Annotated in this window: 2 protein-coding genes and 1 pseudogene; all 3 read right to left on the bottom strand. The window is 43.5% G+C overall.

Annotated features, from left to right (window positions below; translation table 11 throughout):
• Positions 1–199: 199 nt before the first annotated feature.
• Positions 200–367 (bottom strand): annotated as a pseudogene (locus ACXAFR_RS27315) (integrase core domain-containing protein); the annotation flags it as partial.
• Between the two features lie 144 nt (positions 368–511).
• On the bottom strand, positions 512–838 hold the full coding sequence (locus ACXAFR_RS27310; RefSeq protein ID WP_475183318.1) for a transposase: 327 nt from the start codon (positions 836–838) through the stop codon (positions 512–514).
• 252 nt (positions 839–1090) lie between these two features.
• Positions 1091–1267, bottom strand: coding sequence for a helix-turn-helix domain-containing protein (locus ACXAFR_RS27305; RefSeq protein ID WP_475183320.1), 177 nt, complete (start codon positions 1265–1267; stop codon positions 1091–1093).
• Positions 1268–1753 lie beyond the last annotated feature (486 nt).

Here is a 1753-nt window from a genome sequence, read left to right as displayed (position 1 = left end):
GGCTTACACACTGAACGTGCAATCACGCTCATAGGCTGGCCTTGCTGCCATTGATCCCAGATAGCAGCCTTCTTCACGTCATTCATCCTATCAAACTCCTGCATTTAGCACCTCTTTACTCATTGTAGTATTGGGTGTTGCAGTGACTGGTTGAATCCAAGAAAGTTAAAAAGTAGATGGCTATGAGGCTAGGGCCAGCTTTAATTGCTGGCGTTACCCCGCCAAGTGCCAAGTTAGACCGCTCGTTATTATAGGTCCACAGCCATCGAGTGGCGGGATCCTGTGCTTCTTCAATGCTATCGAACACCTACTGTTCAAGCCAGTCATAACGGACCGTTCGATTGTACGTCTCGATATAAGCATTTTTTTTGCTGTGGCTTGCCCAGCTGATTGCCGTTCTGTTTCGCCAGCTTGTTGAGACGGCTGATAATCTCGATGGCCAACTTTCCATCCGTTGGCTAGGTAATAAATTCTTTCCGTACCGTAAAATCGTTATTTACCGTTTTAACTTCTATAGCCTCGCCATAAATCTGAACGGACATGGTAGCGATTTTAAAACACCCGCCTCACCGATACGCATACTAAAATATACCAGCTCTGTCGGGTGGCAAGGCGTTTTATTCAGTAACGTTTTCAATCCACAGACTGCCTGGTAGTGCGGATTAGGTTTACACTGAATGACGACATTCACGTCACTTATATTTTCCAGCTGCTTTAAAATTAAAAACCTGACTAACACGCGAATGGGAATGCTGAGACGGACTTTCTTATCGGCATAATAGTGGACAAAGGTCTGCTCGAAGCCGTCCCAGGGAGTCGCTTTCGAGAGCAGGAGCATTGGACCAGTGGTATCAAATTGATCAAGGAGATTGCCGCCAAAAAAAAGCTCGTCTGGGGGTACAAATCGGTGTCCGTAAGCATAATTACGTTTAGCAGTTTGAACAAGATTAGACCTCAGAATAGATAGTTTTGGGCGAAAGGACCACTCCGTTTGTCGACCAAATCTAACAACGGCAAAGTCTCGCGGATTTTTAAATGGTCGACTAACTATTTGTAATTCTCTTAACTTTTACAAAAGTTTTTAGTCCGACTATAAGTCGATAGTGTTGGATAGCTGGGCTAGCAGGATTCGATTGTTTACGCCGGTTTTTTTATAAACATTTTTAAGGTGATTCTTTACGCTCCAATGGCTAATAGCCAGCTGCTCTGAGATTTGATGACTACTAGCACCTTTGATTGCCAACACCGCGATCTGATTTTCTCTCATACTAAGACCATAGTCAGCCTGGAAATTTGATAACGTATGTTTTGTACCACCCATTTTAAATTTTGCCAGCAGATATCGTTTTTGGCGTCCAACGTAAAAAACTTCAAGCTCAATATGGACCATAGTATTTTTACCTATGGATACAGAATCTGTGATCGATGCGGGCAAACGCTTGTGTCTAGAGGGATTTTCCGAAGTGAATACGTTAATATACTCGGACAGATCAGGTGACAGTTGTAAAATATCACCAATCGTATTCTTATATTTGTTCAGCTGCTTCCCAATCAGCGACATTTTCTCAGATCGATAAATGCTTTCTAGACTTGAAGAAAATATAAGAAAAGAACGCTCTTTTACCTGCGTAGCGACAATAGAGGGTCGGCCGACCCTCATCTTCGAACGACAAATCCGGTTGAATCGGTATTTGCAACGGTACGATTAAGGATAGCAAAAACCACGCGCTTCGAAGGCCGGACAGCGATCTCG

It is taken from the genome of Pseudomaricurvus sp. ABR4_320, assembly GCF_056159445.1.
This window is presented reverse-complemented; position numbering and strand designations above follow the sequence as displayed.